The organism is Citromicrobium bathyomarinum, from assembly GCF_038594485.1.
GTDB classification, from domain to species: domain Bacteria; phylum Pseudomonadota; class Alphaproteobacteria; order Sphingomonadales; family Sphingomonadaceae; genus Alteriqipengyuania; species Alteriqipengyuania bathyomarina_A.
This window is the reverse complement of sequence record NZ_JBCFZG010000008.1, coordinates 345062-361850: the sequence shown is the minus strand read 5'-3', so window position 1 is coordinate 361850 and position 16789 is coordinate 345062. Positions and strand designations below refer to the sequence as shown.

Annotated in this window: 14 protein-coding genes; 6 read left to right on the top strand and 8 right to left on the bottom strand. The window is 65.7% G+C overall.

Annotated features, from left to right (window positions below; genetic code table 11):
• Positions 1–30 precede the first annotated feature (30 nt).
• A complete protein-coding gene (locus tag AAG591_RS14610; RefSeq protein WP_342532172.1) occupies positions 31–843 on the bottom strand; it encodes a COG4705 family protein in 813 nt (270 codons plus the stop codon).
• A 125-nt stretch (positions 844–968) separates the two neighbouring features.
• On the opposite strand from AAG591_RS14610, the gene AAG591_RS14605 reads away from it, so the two are divergent.
• Positions 969–1523 (top strand): helix-turn-helix transcriptional regulator, encoded by a 555-nt coding sequence (locus tag AAG591_RS14605; RefSeq protein ID WP_342532171.1) that lies wholly within the window; start codon positions 969–971, stop codon positions 1521–1523.
• A 53-nt stretch (positions 1524–1576) separates the two neighbouring features.
• Complete coding sequence (locus tag AAG591_RS14600) at positions 1577–2368, top strand: hypothetical protein (protein ID WP_342532170.1); 792 nt, start codon at positions 1577–1579, stop codon at positions 2366–2368.
• Between the two features lie 31 nt (positions 2369–2399).
• Here the strand turns inward: AAG591_RS14600 and AAG591_RS14595 are convergent, their stop codons facing one another.
• Both AAG591_RS14595 and AAG591_RS14590 read right to left on the bottom strand, forming a co-directional pair.
• The gene (locus AAG591_RS14595; RefSeq protein WP_342532169.1) at positions 2400–2834 is read right to left on the bottom strand and encodes a DUF983 domain-containing protein; all 435 of its coding nucleotides are present in this window, start codon (positions 2832–2834) and stop codon (positions 2400–2402) included.
• 226 nt (positions 2835–3060) lie between these two features.
• A complete protein-coding gene (locus tag AAG591_RS14590) occupies positions 3061–3762 on the bottom strand; it encodes a TetR/AcrR family transcriptional regulator (RefSeq protein WP_342532168.1) in 702 nt (233 codons plus the stop codon).
• 101 nt (positions 3763–3863) lie between these two features.
• Here AAG591_RS14590 and AAG591_RS14585 point away from each other — a divergent pair, with 101 nt between their 5' ends.
• Both AAG591_RS14585 and AAG591_RS14580 read left to right on the top strand, forming a co-directional pair.
• Positions 3864–4739, top strand: a complete 876-nt coding sequence (locus AAG591_RS14585) for an NmrA family NAD(P)-binding protein (RefSeq protein ID WP_342532167.1) — start codon at positions 3864–3866, stop codon at positions 4737–4739.
• Between the two features lie 10 nt (positions 4740–4749).
• The gene (locus tag AAG591_RS14580; RefSeq protein WP_342532166.1) at positions 4750–5634 is read left to right on the top strand and encodes an oxidoreductase; all 885 of its coding nucleotides are present in this window, start codon (positions 4750–4752) and stop codon (positions 5632–5634) included.
• A gap of 71 nt (positions 5635–5705) precedes the next feature.
• Here the strand turns inward: AAG591_RS14580 and AAG591_RS14575 are convergent, their stop codons facing one another.
• Positions 5706–8072 (bottom strand): FtsK/SpoIIIE family DNA translocase, encoded by a 2367-nt coding sequence (locus AAG591_RS14575; RefSeq protein ID WP_342532165.1) that lies wholly within the window; start codon positions 8070–8072, stop codon positions 5706–5708.
• 95 nt (positions 8073–8167) lie between these two features.
• Positions 8168–8710, bottom strand: a complete 543-nt coding sequence (locus tag AAG591_RS14570; protein WP_342532164.1) for a thiamine phosphate synthase — start codon at positions 8708–8710, stop codon at positions 8168–8170.
• A 25-nt stretch (positions 8711–8735) separates the two neighbouring features.
• Between AAG591_RS14570 and AAG591_RS14565 the strand changes: the two genes are divergently transcribed.
• Positions 8736–9407 carry a YggS family pyridoxal phosphate-dependent enzyme gene (locus AAG591_RS14565; protein ID WP_342532163.1) on the top strand — a complete coding sequence of 224 codons (672 nt, stop codon included), beginning with the start codon at positions 8736–8738 and terminating at the stop codon, positions 9405–9407.
• Between the two features lie 103 nt (positions 9408–9510).
• Here the strand turns inward: AAG591_RS14565 and AAG591_RS14560 are convergent, their stop codons facing one another.
• Complete coding sequence (locus tag AAG591_RS14560) at positions 9511–10401, bottom strand: LysR family transcriptional regulator (protein ID WP_342532162.1); 891 nt, start codon at positions 10399–10401, stop codon at positions 9511–9513.
• A gap of 103 nt (positions 10402–10504) precedes the next feature.
• Here AAG591_RS14560 and AAG591_RS14555 point away from each other — a divergent pair, with 103 nt between their 5' ends.
• Positions 10505–11713: an MFS transporter gene (locus tag AAG591_RS14555; protein ID WP_342532161.1), complete on the top strand. Its 1209-nt coding sequence runs from the start codon at positions 10505–10507 to the stop codon at positions 11711–11713.
• A gap of 546 nt (positions 11714–12259) precedes the next feature.
• Here AAG591_RS14555 and AAG591_RS14550 read toward each other — a convergent pair.
• Together AAG591_RS14550 and AAG591_RS14545 are read right to left on the bottom strand one after the other, a co-directional pair.
• Positions 12260–15016 (bottom strand): [protein-PII] uridylyltransferase, encoded by a 2757-nt coding sequence (locus AAG591_RS14550; protein ID WP_342532159.1) that lies wholly within the window; start codon positions 15014–15016, stop codon positions 12260–12262.
• Positions 15013–16704, bottom strand: coding sequence for a class I adenylate-forming enzyme family protein (locus AAG591_RS14545; RefSeq protein ID WP_342532158.1), 1692 nt, complete (start codon positions 16702–16704; stop codon positions 15013–15015). Before AAG591_RS14545 ends, AAG591_RS14550 begins: the two co-directional genes overlap by 4 nt.
• Positions 16705–16789 lie beyond the last annotated feature (85 nt).

Here is a 16789-nt window from a genome sequence, read left to right as displayed (position 1 = left end):
GGCGGCCTTTTTCGCATCCGCTTGCCCGTATCAGCTTTCGAGCCGCTCCTGCTCTGCAACCGTTTCGGGGCGCTGGGGCAGCAGCGTCACCAGCAGGACGATCGATGCCGCGAGCACCGCCGATGCCGCCAGCCGGCTCAGTTCCAGGCCGCCATGCGCGACCGGCTTGTCGAGGAAATCGCCGACCACCGCGCCCAGCGGGCGGGTCAGGATGAAGGCCGACCAGAACAGCAGCGGCTTGGAGATGCGCGTGGCGTAATGCGCCAGTGCGACCAGCGCGAGCGCGCCGCCGAAGATGCCCGCAGCCCCCAGATAGCCCAGCGATCCGTCCGCCACCCAGTCGCCCAGCGCGGTACCCAGCGTCTGCGAGAAGGTGATCGTGATCCAGTAGAACAGCTCCGCCTCGCGGGTATGGACCGAGGCCGCCGAAATCCCGCCGAGCGTGCGGTGCCACGCGATCAGCGACAGGACGACCAGCGAGAACAGCAGGATCGATCCGCCCGGGTATCCGATGCCGAGCGATCGTGTCGCGAAATCGGCCAGCGTGGTGCCCGCAGTGGTCGAAGCGATGATCGTCGCCCAGTAGAGCCACGGGTAGAACCGCCTGGCGCGGATCTGGAAGAAGGCCAGGATCGCGAGCGCGGCCCCGAAGATCGCGGTGCCGACGACATAGCCGTTCAGCCCGGATTGACCTGCGGTGGCCGAGGTTTCGCCCAGCCAGCTCATGCTCACGGTGTCGCCCGCGGTCTCTCCCAGAGTGGTCGCGAGGATCTTGATGATCCAGAACCCCAGGGTGACCGCCGGCACCTTCGCCGCGGTTTCGATCATTTCGTCTCGCGTCATCTCGCCAACTCCATCTGCCCGGCCCGCTTCCAGGCCGTGGCGACAGGTTGGACGAGGGCGCGCCCAAATCTATAAGCACGCGCTTATGCGGCGCAGTTTCCGCATGTGCTTAGGAGTGTGCGACCTTGCCCCAAACCCCGCGAGACACCCCGCGGCAGGGCCCGGAACCGGGACGAACGCAGCGCCGGGCCGCGCTCGCCGCCTCCGCCTTCGTGGCGTTGCAGGGGATCGCGGCGCTCTATTTCCTCGGCGACGGGATCGACGATATCGCGGCGCAGATGCGTTCGGGGATCGGCGTCGAATCGGTCATGGAATGCATCATCGCCGTCGCCCTGCTGGCGGGCACCATCCTCGGCGCGCGCTACACGCAGCGCCTGCTGGCCGACGCCCGGCGCAGCGAACAGGCGCTGGGGATGGCGCGCGGCGCGATGGCGCAGCTGATCGAAGTGCGCTTTGCCGAATGGAACCTGACCCGTTCGGAAGGCGAGGTCGCGCTGTTCGCGATCAAGGGCAGCACCATCCCCGACATCGCCCGCCTGCGCGGCAGTGCGGAGGGAACCGTGCGGTCCCAGCTGAGCCAGGTCTACGCCAAAGCGGGAGTCGCCAACCAGACGATGCTGCTGGCGCTGTTCCTCGACGACCTGATCGATCCGCTGGCGGTGGATGACGCACAGGGCTGAGCACGCGACGCATGTTCGCAGAAACGAAATCGGCGCACCGCGGTTCACCCGTCATGAAATCCAGCGAAACCCGGCCAAGCGCCAGCCCCGCACTGGTCGGCACCGTGATCGTTGCGGCGCTGCTCCAGATCGTCACGACCTCTCTGCCCGCACTGGGCATCGGCGATCCGATCGGCTCGCAGTCGGACGCGGTGCGCACGCTGATCACGCCTGCGGGCTGGGCGTTCTCGATCTGGGGGCCGCTGTTTGCCGGTACGATCGCCTTTTCGATCTATCAGGCGCGGCCCGGGCAACGCACGAACAGGCTACTGGCGCATATCCGCATGCCCGCAGCGGGTGCCTTCCTCGGCAATGCGCTGTGGGCGCTCTACACGCAGTTCTCCGGGCTCGCCGTGTTCTCCGCAGCGATCATCGTCCTCACCCTGTCGTGTCTCGCCGCGATCTACCGCGTGTTCGCCCGGTGGGAGCCGAGGTTCTCTGCGGGAGAGCGGTGGCTCGCGGTCCTGCCATTGAGCGCGCTGGCCGCGTGGCTGACCGCCGCCACCATCGTCAACATCGCCGCGACGCTGCTGTTCTACGGCGTCGACGGCGGAGAGGCCGCGCCGCTGATCTCGGCGCTGGTGGTGCTGACCGGCGGGATCATCGCCTGTCTCGCGCTCGCCAGGGGGCGGGGCAATCCGCTCTACGCGATCGTGTTCCTGTGGGCGCTTTCCGCGATCTATGCTGCGGGCGGACAGCGCGCCGAGCCGGTCGCTCTTGCAACCGGTGTTGCGGCGCTGCTGGTGATTGCCGGCGCTTCGATCGGTCTGCGATCGGCGGGCCTGAAGCGCTGGTTCGGCGGCTGAGCGCGCGGGGGTGTCTCCCTCGCCGGAGCGTTCAGTCGCGCCCCTCGCTGCGCCGTTGCTCGTCCTCGCGCGCGTGCATCTCCGCCCACAGCTTCTCCGTGCCTGCCTCGACCGATCGGTTGACGTATTGCGAGGCGACCAGCCAGCCCTTGATCGGGCGGAGCGGGAGGACGCAGCCGATCGTCATCAGCGGCACCGCGAGCAGCAGCAGCAGCCACAGCGGCGGTTGCAGCGCGACCTGCACCCACACCATCAGGAACAGCAGCGGAAACGCGACGAAGCACAGCGAGAAGAAGGCCGGGCCATCGTCGGGCGAGGCGAAGCGGTAATCCAGCCCGCACACTTCGCACCGGTCGCTGACCTTGAGCCACGACTTGAACATGTGCCCCTTGCCACAGCGAGGGCACAGGCCCTTCCAGCCGGATTTGAAAATCCAGGCAGCGTGCTCGTTGATTTCGAGTTTCATCTCTCGCCTTTCGGGGGTGTGGCGGCGATTGCCTGCCTTGGGACACGCGATCTCACACCCGGCGATGCCGGTTTCGTGCGCAAAGCGCAATTGCGATGAAGGCTACGCGGGTTGCACGGAGGGCATGTGTGAGGAGCAATCAGCTTGCCAGCCGACGCTCCTTTGGCTCGCGTTCCGCATTTACAGAACGGGTCTATCTCCTGATCTTGCGCCGCGAGGATATTCCTCAGCGCTCTATCAGCCGCTCAAGCCATTCGCGGAGCAGCGATTTTTCCGCTGTCGAAAGCGCGGCCGTGTCATCGAGATGCGCACGCAGGGCGATCGCGTGGGGCACCGGCCCGGCTGCCTGCGAAGCTGCCGTCTCGTCCACGATCGCAGCAATTGCCGCATCGCGGGCCAGGGTAAGCATCCGCTCGTCCCGTTCGTCCGGTGGCAGGGCCAGAACCGTGGTCACGATGCCGACCGCGGACGCATGGATAAGTGCGACGGCCCGCTCCTCCGCAACACGAAGCCGGCCCGCCTGCGCGATCTTTTCCACGCGGCGGCGCAAAGCTGCCATCCCGGCCAGCGACGCGGGCGACTGCGCGAGCGGTGAGCCGATCTCGTTCATGATCGCGAATACGTCCGGGTTCTCGAGGCCGAAGGCGACATACCGGCTCCACCCCCGCCGCAGCTCCTCGACCGGATCGGGATGCGGCGGATGCGCTTCCTTTTCCGCCACGAACCGCGCCAGCCGGTCCTGCGCCACCGCGTCGAGGAGCCCGCGCTTGTCGCCGAATATGCGATAGAGAGTAGGTGGCTGGATCGACGCTTTCGCAGCGACCGCGCGCGTCGTCAGCGCAGCGGTCCCGCCGCTCGCAATCAGCTCGGCAGCGGCATCGAGCACTGCCCGCCTGGTATCGGTATCGGTCGCTTCGTCCGTCGTCATGGCCAATCATTATCGACGATACGGGAACAATGATAGCGCCGATTGCGTATCGTTGTTATCGCCGATAACGCTGAGGCAATATCGTTGGAAGGAGCGCAGCCATGATTCTCGTCACAGGCGCCAGCGGCCACCTTGGCCGGGGTGTCGTCGAATATCTTTCGGGCCGAATGGGACCGGCGCAGATCATCGCCGCTTCGCGCGATCCGGGTTCGCTGTCGCGCCCCGACGGCGTCGCCGTGCGACGCGCGGACTTCGCCGATCCGGCCAGCCTGCCCGCCGCCTTTGCCGGGATCGAGCGGATCGAGATCGTCTCGGTCGACAAGCTCGGGGAGGAGGCGCGCGGATTGCACAGCAATGCGATCGTCGCGGCCAGCGACGCGGGAGTCGAACGCCTCTTCTACACCTCCCATGCCGGCGCGCGCGAGGGATCGCCCTTTCCGCCCGCCGACCAGCACGCCAGGAGCGAGGCGGACCTCGGGGCGAGCGGCACGCCATTCACTGCGCTGCGGCACGGCTTTTATGCCGAGAGCTGCCTGCAGATGATCGGCGAGGATCTGAAGCGCGGCGACTTGCGCGTGCCCGAGGATGGCCCGGTCTGCTGGACCGCGCGCGACGATCTGGCACGGGCGGACGCGGCGCTCTTGGCGGGCGAGGCGAACTTCGACGGGGCAACCCCGCCGCTGACGGCGTCGCGCGCATGGACCATGAGCGAGATTGCCGAACTCGCCTCGCAGATCACGGGCCGCGAGATTCGCTACACCGTCGTTTCGGACGCGGAATGGAAAGCGGCCAAGGTCGCCGTCGGCGTGCCCGAGCACTACGCCGAAATGCTGCTGGGCACCTTCCGCGCTGCTCGCCGGGGCGATTTCAATACGCTCGATCCGACGCTCGAAAACCTCCTCGGCCGCAAGCCCACGCCGCTGCGCGACGTGCTCGCCGCGGCACTGGCTCCCGCCACGCAAACCGATCAGAAATAAAGGAACTCCCATGCTCACGACAGACAACGCCATCGCCCGTTCGGGCACCTTCGCCTTGGGCCACCGCACCGTCCACAGGATGGGCTACGGCGCGATGCAGCTTGCCGGACCGCATGTTTTCGGCCCGCCGAAGGACCGCGAGGGTGCGATCGCCGTGCTGCGCGAAGCACTCGCGCTGGGCATCGACCATATCGACACCAGCGACTTCTACGGCCCGCACCACACCAACCGCGTGATCCGCGAAGCACTCGCCCCTTTTCCCGATAATCTGACGATCGTGACCAAGCTGGGGGCGCTCCGCGACGACGAAGGCGCCTGGCTGCCGGCGATGGAGCCGCAGGAACTGATCGATGCGGTCGAAAGCAATTGCGACAATCTCGGGATCGAGCGGATCGAGATCGCGAACCTGCGGCTGATGTTCGGCGCGGGCGACGCAGGGCCTACCCCCGGCGACGTGAGGCCGATGCTTGAACCCCTCATCGCGCTGAAGGACCGCGGCCGGATCGGCGCGCTGGGGATCAGCAACGCCTTGCCCGAACAGGTCGAGGCGGCGCGTTCGATGACCGAGATCGTCTGCGTGCAGAACATGTACAATCTCGCCAATCGCGGCGACGACGATCTGATCGATCATCTCGCAGGAGAGGGGATTGCCTATGTCCCGTTCTTCCCGCTCGGCGGGTTCGATCCGCTGCAGTCGGAAGCGCTGGAGAATGTCGCGCAGGAGCTGGACGCAACTGCGATGCAGGTTGCGCTCGCCTGGCTGCTGCAGCGCTCACCCAATATCCTGCTGATTCCGGGCACGAGTTCGGTCGAGCACCTGCGCCAGAACGTGGCCGCGGCCAATCTCGCTCTGCCGGAAGAGGCTGTCGTGCGCCTCGACCGGATAGGGGGCTGACCGATCGAGCCCCGCGCGTTGTCGCGGCCCGATCGCATGAGGTGTGCGCTGTCCTGCACGCTCCCGCAGCGCTAGAGCGGGTTGCCGTCCTTGTCGCGGTAGACGTCGCGGCGGCCGACGTGGTTGGCGGGGCCGACCAGGCCTTCGCTCTCCATCCGCTCGATCCACTTGGCGGCGGTGTTGTAGCCCACGCCCATCTGGCGTTGGAGCCATGAACCCGACGCCTTCTGGTTCTCGAACACGACCTGGCACGCCTGGCGGTACTTGCGCTCTTCGGGATTATCGCTCGCGGTGAACTCGTCCTCGAAGGCGAAGCCGCCGCCGAAGCCGTCCTGCGGTTCCTCGGTGACCGCGTCGACATAGGCGGGCGCGCCCTGCTTGCGCCAGTGCTCGGCCACCTTCTCGACCTCCTCGTCGCTGACGAAGGGGCCGTGGACGCGGGTGAGGTTGCCGATGTTGGGCTTGAACAGCATGTCGCCCTTGCCGAGGAGCGTTTCCGCGCCCTGTTCGCCCAGGATCGTGCGGCTGTCGATCCGGCTGGTCACCTTGAAGCTGATCCGGGTGGGCAGGTTGGCCTTGATCACGCCGGTGATGACGTCCACGGAAGGCCGCTGCGTTGCCATGATCAGGTGGATGCCCGCCGCGCGGCTCTTCTGCGTCAGGCGGCGGATCAGGATCTCGATGTCCTTGCCGACCACCGCCATCAGGTCTGCGAGCTCGTCGACGATCACCACGATCAGCGGCAGCTCTTCGTAGTCGAGCTCCTTCTCCTCGACGATCTCCTCGCCCGTTTCGGGGTCGTAGCCGGTCTGGATGCGGCGGCCGAGCGGTTCGCCCTTCGCCTTGGCGCTGCGCACGCGATCGTTGAACCCGGTGATGTTGCGCGCGCCGACCTCGCTCATCTTGCGATAGCGCTGCTCCATCTCCTCGATCGTCCACTTCAAGGCGCGGATGGTCTTCTCCGGCTCGGTGACGACGGGGGAGAGGAGGTGGGGGATATCCTCGTAGCTCTTCAGTTCCAGCACCTTGGGATCGACCATGATCAGGCGACACTCGGCGGGCGTGAAGCGGTAGAGCAGCGAGAGGATGATCGTGTTGAGGCCGACCGACTTACCCGAGCCGGTGGTCCCCGCCACCAGCAGGTGAGGCATTGCGGCAAGGTCTGCGATCACGGGTTCGCCCGCGATATCCTTGCCCAGGATGATGGGCAGGTCGCCCGGCGCATCGACGAAGTCGGAACACGCGGCGAGCTCCTTGAACCCGACCATCTGGCGTTCGGCATTGGGCAGTTCGATCCCCATCACGGTCTTGCCCGGCACCGTGCTGACACGCGCCGAAACCGCGCTCATGTTGCGGGCGATGTCTTCGGACAGGCCGATCACGCGGGCCGCCTTGGTGCCCGGCGCGGGCTCCAGCTCGTACATCGTGACCACCGGGCCGGTGCGCACGGCGGTGACTTCGCCCTTCACGTTGAAATCGTCGAGCACCGATTCGAGCAGCCGCGCATTACGCTCCAGCGCCTGCCGGTCGAGCGGGACGATCCCGGCATCGCCGCGGTCGGAAAGGAGCTCGATCGAGGGCAGTTCGAAATCGGCGAACATGTCTTTCTGGCGCGTGATCGCGTGGCCATCCGCCTTGCGCGGCGCGACCTTGGGATCGACGATTTTCGGCGCTCGGCGTTCGGGCGCCGGTTCGGGGGCGGATGGCTGCGCGGTGTCGGATTCGGACATTGCAGCAGGTTTGCGCCTGACGGTTTTCTGCTTTGAAGGCGCGGGCTCGGCAGCGTCGCGCACCAGCCGCCTGGGCATGGAGGGCAGCGTCATGAGCGAACGCCAGTCGATCGCGAAAACGCGCGCCACCAGCAGCGCGCCGCCGGCGAGCATCGCCAATGCGACGGCGAGGATCAGCCATCCTGCGGCACCCCCCAGCAACCGCGTGGCGATCGCCTCGAGCGCGGTCGCGCCGAGCAGGCCCACCAGCCCTCCGGGCCCGGCGGGCAGGGAGAGTTGCTGCTGGGTCAGAGCCAGCGCGACGACGCTGGCCAGCAGGACCATGGCGAGCAGCAGCAGCCCCGCGGGGCGCCACCACCGGGTCTTGGCCTCGCCTGCGTGATCCTCGTTCGCGGCGCGCCACAACCCGCGCGCCCCGGAATAAAGCAGCGGCAGCACCAGCACCGATGTCCAGCCGAACAGGAACAGCGCGCGCTCGGCCGCCCATGCGCCGGGGCGGCCCATCCAGTTCCCGATCGGCCCGTCGGGCGCGGCGGCGGTCGAGGGGCTGGGGTCGGTCTGCGTGTAGCTCACCAGCGCCAGCGCAAGGAACAGCATCGCCGCGAAAAGCACGAGCGCGCCGACCATCTGCAGCGCGCGTCGCAGCGACTGCTGGAATGCCTTGCGGACGTCGACCGGTTCGGTGGTTACAAGCGCTCTGCTCGCCACGGGTGTTCTCCCTGGGGGGTGGGGTGCGGAACGCACCATGAATCCGCAGGGACTCTCCCGTCAAGGACTTTGGGCGGCGCGTGCGGCGTGGCGGGTCAGGAAAGCCCGTCGATTGCCGCCCATCGGCGCACGCCAAGCTCCCGCGCACGCTCCGCCGTCATGCCGCCCAGCGCGATGACCGGGATGGTGCTGCGCGCGGCAAGATCGTGAAACAGCGTTGCGCCCAGCGCGCCGCCACCGGGATGCGACCGTGTGGGAAAGACCGGGGAGAGGAACAGCGCGTCGGCTCCGTTGCGGTTCGCGAGGTGGATTTCGCGCCCATCATGCGCGGTGGCGAGCCGCAACAGACCGGGGCGCCTGCCGAGCTTTCCCGGGGGTCCGTAAATACCGTCGGCCCCCCATTCGACACCCGTGTCGGCATCGCCCGAGAGGACCATGAGGTGATTTTTGCTGCGCACAATGCTGCGCAGCATTTCCCATCGCTCCCGGCGCTCCGCAGGCTGCAAGTGATAGTGCCGGAAGACGAAGCCCGACCTCGCGGGCATGGTGACGAGCGCCTCTGCCAGCACCGCATCATTGCGGGCATCGGACAGCAGCCAGAGACATGGCAGTTCTTCGGGTCGGGGCTGGATCGGCATCGTCCAGTCGCTATAGCGGCGCGCGATGGATAGTGCAGCAGCCCTGAGCGAAGTCGAAGAGCGGATCGCCCGCGCGTGCAAGATCGCCAAGCGAGAGCGTGCGGATGTGAACCTGATCGCGGTGAGCAAGACGCATCCTGCCGGGGCGATCGAGCCGCTTCTGGACGCAGGCCAGCGCCTCTTCGGCGAAAACCGCGTGCAGGAAGCGCAGGACAAGTGGCCCGATCTGCGCGAACGCTTCCCCGACGTCGAACTGCACCTAATCGGCCAGCTGCAATCGAACAAGGCGGAGGATGCCGCCGCGCTGTTCGACGTCATCCACTCGCTCGACCGGCCCAGCCTGCTGAAAGCGCTCGCCAAGGCATACGACAAGCTGGGGCGGCGCGTGCCGTGCTTCATCCAGGTCGATGTCGGCGAGGAGGACCAGAAGGGCGGCTGCGCGATTCCCGACCTGCCCGGCCTGATCGAACAGGCGCGCGAGTTGGACATCCCCCTGCTCGGCCTGATGTGCATCCCCCCCGCCGACAAGGAACCCGCGCCCTTCTTCGCGCTGCTGGGCGAACTGGCGCGCCGCCACGAACCCGAGCCCGGCGCATGGGGCCTGAGCATGGGCATGAGCGGCGATTACGAGACGGCGATCATGCTGGGTGCGACGCATATTCGCTTGGGATCGGCTCTGTTCGGCGCGCGGGGATGATGGGGTAGGGGCTGTTTGTGGGCCGACAGCGTAATGTCTGTACCGCGAACAGAGTGGCGCGAAGCTGCCGGAAGCTAAGTCTGTTGCAAGTCATCGGGGATCGCTACCCGGCAAAGATGTCGGCAGTTACGTGGCTCAGCCAGTCCAGGAACACCTGCATTCGGCCCAGCCTGCCGGCGGGCTCGGAGTATAGCGCGCTAACTGGAATGGCAGGGGTTCGCAGCTTGTCCTGCAGAAGCGAGATGACCTTCCCAGACCTGATATCGGCATCGATCATGTAGTCGGAAAACTGTGCGATGCCGTTGCCTGCCAGGACAAGTGCGCGCACAGCTTCTCCGTTGTCAGCGTGAATGGCGGGCGGAAGGCGGAGCGGTTTCGAGCGCCCTTCGAACCACAGGTCATTCAGGCGAGCGGGGTTCATGAAAGCCACCTGCTCGAAATTCTCGAGATGGGAAATCTCATTCGGCACACCGCGGGCCTCGAACAGCGAGGAGGCACCAACCAGTCTCCACGCCGAGTGTCCGAGGTGTCGATAAAGAAGAGACGAGTCCTCCAATTCGCCGAAACGGATCGCGACATCGGCATGAGCGGAGATGAGATCGACCAGGGTATCGGTCATCGACAGTCTGACCGTCACATCCGGATAGACCGAACGGAACTCGTGTATCCTTGGCGCGATGGCGTGAAGGATGAACGGCACCGGCGCATTGACGTTGATCACGCCTGCGGGTCTGCCTCGCGTAGAACCGAGATCGGCGAACTGCTTTGCGGTCTCGATGAGATCGCGCGCCCGCGCCAGGGTCGTCGCGCCCTCTTCGGTCAAGCTCACCTGTCTTGTCGTGCGACGGAAAACGTCGAAGCCCAGTCGCCTTTCGAGCCGCGCCACTGAACGGCTCAACGACGAGGGCGCGACGCCCAGCCGTCGGGCAGCTTCTGCGAAACCACCATCCTCGGCCACCGCTATGAATGCAGTGATCTCCTTCAGATCGGGCAATTCGTGCGGTGTACGCAATGCTCAATTGTCTTTCGTGCGGTTTTTCGAACGATATCTCAGGATTACTTGGTCGTCGAACCTATTCTCGAAACTGGAGTGTATCATGGTCGGACAAAAGACGATGCCGCTCGCTCTGTGGGCGCTGACGATCAGCGCCTTCGCAGTCGGCACGACCGAATTCGTAATCGTCGGTCTCATACCCACAATCGCCAGCGATCTTGGCGTATCGCTTCCCTCGGCCGGCCTTCTCGTCAGCCTCTACGCGCTGGGCGTCACCATTGGCGCACCCGTTCTCACGGCATTGACCGGCAAGCTTCCGCGCAAGACCCTGCTGCTCTCGTTGCTCGTCCTGTTTACCGCGGGAAACCTGCTTGCTGCTCTCGCGCCGAGTTATCTGGCCCTCGTCACGGCCCGCTTCATTACGGGCCTCGCTCACGGCGTCTTCTTCGCGATCGCTTCGACGATCGCGACTAAGCTCGTGCCGAAAGACAAGGAATCCAGCGCCATCGCCTTGGTCTTTCTCGGCCTGACGGTGGCACTGGTAACCGGCGTTCCGCTCGGAACGTGGATTGGCCAGAACTTTGGCTGGCATGCGACCTTCTTCGGCGTGGTGGTGCTCGCCCTGATCGGGCTCGGAGCCAGCGCCTTGCTGGTCCCGTCCAATCTCGAGAGCGATGAGCCGCCGAGTCTTGGCCAGCAAGCGCAGGTCCTCACCTCGCCCCGCCTGCTGCTGGTCTACCTGATCACGGCGGTGGGTTACGGAGGCAACTTCATCGCCTTCACCTACCTTGCCCCGATGCTGACCGATGTCACCGGCCTGTCCGAAGGGTCGGTCAGTCTGGTGATCCTTCTCTACGGCGTGTCCGTCGCCATCGGCAACATCCTCGGCGGCAAGCTCGCCGACCGGATCGGTCCGGTTCCTGCGCTGACCATTGTCTTTGCTGGCCTGGCGCTCTCGCTCATCCTCCTTGGGTTTGGGCTTACCTCGCCCTGGGCTGCGATTGCCGTCACGCTCTTCTGGGGTGGCTTCGCGTTCGGCAATGTCCCGCCGCTGCAGTCCTATGTGGTCCAGATCGCGCGCGAGGTTTCGCCGGAAGCCACCGATGTCGCGTCGGGCATGAACATCGGTGCCTTCAATCTCGGAATCGCATTCGGCGCATGGGTGGGCGGCCACGTCGTCGAGCAGATGGGCTTGCAAGCCGCGCCTTTCGTTGGAGCCGCGATCGTCGTGATCGGCATTGTCCTAGTCCGCTGGAGCGGCTCGCTTGAGCGCAAGGCGAACGGTAAGGAGGTTGCCTACGAACACGCTTGATAAGCTCGCATCGCGGATGACCATTGTGGTGGGGTGACCGCTCGACTATGACCGGTCGCCGGTGGACGGTAGAAGGCTGCGTCCGACGGACGTGCGTACGGAGTGCCTGATGTAAGCCGTATGTCCGAGCGGGTCCTTCTTGCCAAAAAGCTTTGGCTTCGACGTCGCATCTGTCGTTCGCGGCTTCAGCAGGCGGACGGATTAAGTCATTGAAAAGATGGAGAGCGAAGCTTTCCCGATTGTCTCGCTATTAGAGGAGCTGGCAGGAAAGCACGTCCAGCTGCCAAGAGCCCGAGCGAGTGCGCGCGGCAACTCGTGGGCCGCCGTGTCAATCGCAGGAATCGCCGAAATTGAGGCGCAAACCTGTCGCTCTCCTTCCCCTTTTGCGATCCGGCATTTTCCTACTTCTGCGCCCGGTGCTAGCGTCGCTGGCCGGCTCTTTCACATCGTGGTCCGCGACGCCTCTAGGCGCCTTTCTTCATATGCAATGCGCTGCATGTGCTTCATCAACTTGCATTTCGTGCAAGCGGGTGTCGCACCCGCAACCTAGGCAGGTTCCAGCTCGGCCTGCATCTCGTCGCTCGCCGCTTCGATCAGGGCTTCTCGAATGTTCGCGAGGCGGTTCTCGTCGGTGATCTTGTCGCCCGTCAGATCGGTGACGTAGAACGTATCCGCCGCGCGCTCGCCGTAATGGGTGACGTGTGCCGAACGGATCATCGCGTGCTGTTCGAACAGCGCGCGCGCCAGCCGGTTGAGGAGGGCGGGGCGGTCTCTCGCGCCCACCTCGATCACGGTGAAGCGATGCGAGGCGTCGTTGTCGAACGCGACGAAGGGCCGCACGTCGAACGCGCCCGCACCCCGGCGCGGCAGCGGACGTTTGGCGAGCTTGGGAACAAGCTCCCTCCCGCTCGCCAGCGCTTCGGCAATGCTGCGCTCGATCCGTTCGAGCTGGTTGTCTTCGCCGAAGGGCCGCCCGAGCGGGTCCTGCACCAGGAAGTTGTCGATCGCGAAGCCGGTGCGCGTGGTGTGAATCCGCGCGTCGATGATGTTGCCGCCGACGAGGTGGATCGCCCCCGCGATCCGCATAAAGATACCCGGATGGTCGGCGGCGATCACGGTGACCAGCGTCGCGCCGCGTTCCTCGTCCGCCTCGCAATGGACCGACAGCGCTTCGCCGAGTTCGCGCGCGACCGAGTATTGCACGATGTTGCGCGCCGCGATGTCGGGCGGTTCGGCGATCCAGTAGGGCGCGGTCAGCAGCTCGCCCAGTTCGTCCATCAGCCCGGCCTTGTCGCCCAGCTCTTCGCGCACCGCCGCCTTGCGCGCGGCCACGCGTTCCTTGCGGCCACTGGTCGCGTGGCCCAGCCGCAAACGCTCGTGCGCAAGATCGTACAGCTCGCCCAGCAGCTGGCCCTTCCAGCTGTTCCAGGTGCCCGGCCCGACTGCGCGGATATCGACCGAGGTCAGGATGGCAAGCTGGCGCAGCCGTTCGAGAGTCTGCACCTCGGCGACGAAATCCTCGACCGTCTTGGGATCGGCAAGATCGCGCTTGAAGGCGGTGTGGCTCATCAAAAGATGCTGGCGCACCATCCACGCGGCGAGGGCGGTTTCCTCTTCGCTCAGGCCGAAACGCGGGCACAGCCGCTCGGCCACTTCGGCACCGAGCACCGAATGATCGCCCCCGCGCCCCTTGGCGATATCGTGCAGCAGTGTGGCGACGAACAGGGTGCGGCGGCTCTGGAGCTTGTGGATTTCGCGGGTGGCGCGCGGATGCTCTTCCGCCAGCTCGCCTTTCTCGATCGCGTTGAGGAAGCCGATCGCGCGGATGGTATGCTCGTCCACCGTGTAGTGGTGGTACATGTTGAACTGCATCTGCGCGTTGACCCGCCCGAAATCGGGCACGAAGCGGCCGAACACGCCCGCCTCGTTCATCCACCGCAGCACCATTTCGGGCTCGTTGCGACCGCACAGCAGATCGAGGAAGAGGGCATTGGCACGCGGATCCGCGCGGACTTCGTCGTTGATCGACCCGCTGTCGCGATCCGCCTGTCGCATCGTGCGCGGATCGATTTCCAGCTGTTCGGCCTCGGCGATCTGGAAGATCTCGATCAGACGCACCGGGTCCTTGCGAAACCAGTCGTCACCTGGCGCGGCAAGCTTGCCCGCGAAGACGGTATAGCCGCGCAGCGTCCGCGGGCGGGCGTTGAAGCCTGCGAAAAACCCCCGCCGGGCGCGCTTCTTCGCGAACTGGTCTTCCAGCTGGCCGAGGAACACCCCAGTAAGCGAGCCGACGCGTTTGGCCTGCAGGAAATAGTACTGCATGAACCGCTCGACTGAGCTTTTCCCACGCCGGTCGGCAAACCGCATCCGCCGCGCGACTTCCTTCTGCAGATCGAAGGTGAGGCGGTCCTCGGCTCGGCCGGTAATATCGTGCAGGTGGCACCGCACCGCGAGCAGGAAGCCCTCGGCGCGGCGGAAGCTGCGATATTCGGCCTTGGTGAACAGCCCTGCATCGACGAGCTCGGCCGCATCGCGCACGCGGTGGATATACTTGCCGATCCAGTACAACGCCTGAAGATCGCGCAGGCCGCCCTTGCCCTCCTTCACGTTGGGTTCGACGACGTAGCGCGTATCGCCCATCCGCTTGTGCCGCGCATCGCGCTCGCGCAGTTTCTCGACCACGAACTGCCGCTCGGTCCCGTCGACGACCTCGGCATAGAAGCGCTGCTTGCTCGCTTCGTAGAGCGCCTCGTCCCCCCACAGGTAGCGACATTCGAGCAGCGAGGTCAGGATCGTTCCGTCGGCCTTCGACATGCTGACGATCTCGTCCACCGTCCGCACCGAATGGCCGACCGTCAGGCCCAGATCCCAAAGCAGGTACAGGACAGCCTCGATCAGGCTGACGGTGCGCTTGTCGTCCGCCCGCTCGACGATGAAAGTCAGGTCGACATCCGAGTGCGGCGCCATTTCCTCTCGACCGTATCCGCCCGCCGCGACCACGGAAATCGCACAGGCTCTTTTGTCATCGGGAGCGGGCGCAAGCTGGCGCGCGGCGTAGTCGTAGATGAGGCGGATGATCTGATCGAGCAGGAAGCTCTGCCCGCCGCACTGTGCGTGCCCCGCCGCCGGATGCTCGACGAGGCGACGCGACAGTTCCGCGCGCCCGTCCTTCAGCGCCTCGCGCAGCAGCGCCAGCACCGCATCGCGAGATTCCCCTCCCTCGCCCGGCAATTCGGCGATCGCCTGGGCGAGCTTGCGCCGGTCGATGATGGCGCGCTGGTTGGAGAGGGGCGGGGCGCTCAAGTGCCGGCGTGGAGCGCCGCGTACTTGGTGCGCAGCGTCCTCCGATCGATCTTCTGCGTGCCGAGCCGGGGCAGCGAATCGGTTTCCTGCCAGATATGGGCCGGGCGCTTGAACGGCGGCAGCTTCGTTTCGAGGAATGCGGCCAGATCGGCTTCGCTCAGGCTGGCACCGTCCTTGGTCTGGTACACCGCGCCGACGATTTCGCCGTAGCGATCGTCGGGCAGGCCGAAGACCGAGCATTCGGCGATCGCGTCGTGGGCATAGATCGCTTCTTCGACTTCGAGGCAGCTGATGTTCTCGCCCCCGCGGATGATGATGTCCTTCTTGCGGTCGACGATGAAAAGGTAGCCGTCTTCATCGAGCCGCCCTAGGTCGCCGGTGCGAAAATACATGTCGTCGGTGAAGGCTTCCTTCGTCGCCTCGCGGTTGTCCCAATAGCCGAGGAAGTTGGCGACCGTGCGGATGCAGATTTCGCCCACCTCGCCATCGGGCAGCTTGTTGCCCGCCTCGTCGAGGATCGCCATGTCGACCAGCGGGCGGCTGGCCTTGCCGGTGCTGGTCGGCTTGGCGAGATAGTTCTCGTTAAAGTTGCCGCAGCCGATGGCGTTGGTTTCGGTCAGGCCATAGCCGAGCAGGGGGAAGCCGCCGGGGAACGCCTTGTGAATCTTTTCCACGTGATCGGTCGGGCGCGGCGCACCGCCTGCCGCGAAGGACGTGCAGGTGGAAGTATCGTACTTCTCGCGATCGGGATGCGTTGCCATCTCGTAGCTCATCAGCGGAACGCCGGTGAAATAGGTCACCTTCTCGGCCTCGATCAGCCGCAGCGCCTCGCCCGCATCCCACTTCTTCATCAGCACCAGCTTCCTGCCCAGCGCGAAGCTCTGAAGGAAGACCGGGACTTCGCCGGTCACGTGGAACAGCGGCACCGAAACAAGCGCGGTGGGCTGCAGGCTCGGCGCCTCCCCCTTGCCCTGCATGTAGGTGAGCGCCATCAGCGACTGCACGACATAGCTCATCGTGCCGTTCATCACGCCGCGATGGTCCGAATAAGCACCCTTCGAGCGCCCGGTGGAACCCGAGGTGTAGAGCAGCGTCGCGTAATCGTCGGGCGTGAGCGTGGGCAGCGCGGTCGCGGCGGCATCGCCCCACACCGCTTCAAGACCATCGGCCGGGTTGCAATCGTGCCCCAGCGACAGGATCGTCGCACCGTGCGCGGTGCCTTCGAGGCGTTCGGCCCGCTTGCGGTCTGCCAGCACGAGGCGGCAGTTCACCATCCGGATCGCATCGGCCATTTCCTCGCCGGTTGAAAAGCCGTTGACCAGCGCGGCGCAACCGCCCGCCATGGTGATGCCCATGTAGGCGACAATCCAGTTGGCCGAGTTGCGCGCAGCGATGCCCACGCGGTCGCCCTTGACCAGCTTGTGCCGCGATAGCAGTCCGGCTGCCACATGGCGTGCGGCGTCGTAAGCTTCGCCGAAGGTCAGGCGACAGCCTGCGTCCACCAGAAATTCGCTGTCCCGATGCTCGTTGCAATAATGCGCGAAATAGTGCGCCAGGCTGGGCGGGGCGTTCTTGAACGCCGGCATGGTCACGCCATGGCGTGCAAACGGCACGGTTTCTGCCGGGCCGCCGGGTGCGACCAGCTTGTCCATAATGGCATCCAGCGTATTGTCGAGCTCGGTCGGCATTCGTTTCCTCTCGTATCGCGCCCTGACGCTTTGCCGCGCGGGGTCGCATTGTCCCTTTTGTCCGGCGCCTGCCTGTGCCAATGCA